Raw genomic sequence first — 989 nt, 5'->3', positions numbered from 1 at the left:
GATGACCCTCACGGCGGGAGGGCTGGATTCCCGGCAGGGATTACTGGTCGGTGAAAATATTTCCCTGTCACTGGATAATCAGAAACTGAACAACCTGGACGGTGTCATCGCTGCGCGGAAAACCCTCACCATCAGCAGCGGAGCGCTGAATAACGATGCCGGATTACTTCAGTCCGGCGACAGCATGCGTATTGACACGCATGGCGGTACTCTCAGCAACCGTGGCACTCAGGATACAGGCGGGATCGTCAGCTTCGGGCAACTGGATGTGGCCGCAGGCGCGCTTGATAACCAGAACGGTCTGCTGGCCGGTGCCGGGAATACCACGATTCAGGGCACCACCGTGGACAACCGCAATGGTGTGCTGGCGTCGGAGGATGCCCTGTCGCTGAATGCACAGACGGTGGATAACCGGGATGGAGCCATCAGTGCGGCGTCTGACCTGGCGCTGACGCTGGCGGGTGCGCTCAATAACCGGGATGGCGTGGTCAGCTCCGGCAATAACCTGTCGGTTTCCGCCACACACCTGGATAACTCGCAGGGTGTGGTGGTGGCCGGAGGCCATGCCGCGCTGTCCGTCGGACAGACGGATAACCGCCAGGGACAGATGGCCGCGCAGGGTAACCTGACGCTCACCGGCCAGCGACTCGACAACGATAATGGCGGGCTGGTGCAGAGCGGCGCGGATATGACGCTTGCCGTCGGGGAACTCAGTAACCGCAACAGCGGGGATACTGGCGGCATTACCAGCCAGGGGAACATGCGTGTCACCGCCACCACGCTGCTGAATGACCGGGGACTTCTGCTCGCCGGGAAACAGGCCATACTGGATGCGGGACGTTTCAGCAACATCAGCGGTACCCTTGTCGCACTCGATGCCCTGAGACTCACCACCCGCAGCGATACCGATAACCGGCAGGGGCTGATTCAGGGTAACGGCGTCATGCTTAATACCGGTGGTCACCTTCTCGACAACCGGGACGGCACAA

1 pseudogene is annotated in these 989 nt (G+C 61.1%); it reads left to right on the top strand.

The features are described from left to right. Positions 1 to 989, top strand: a pseudogene (locus tag GTGU_RS23375) (filamentous hemagglutinin); the annotation flags it as partial.

The organism is Trabulsiella guamensis ATCC 49490 (assembly GCF_000734965.1).
Lineage (GTDB): Bacteria > Pseudomonadota > Gammaproteobacteria > Enterobacterales > Enterobacteriaceae > Trabulsiella > Trabulsiella guamensis.
Note: the sequence above shows the minus strand (reverse complement) of the source record. Positions and strands in the feature narration are given on the sequence as shown.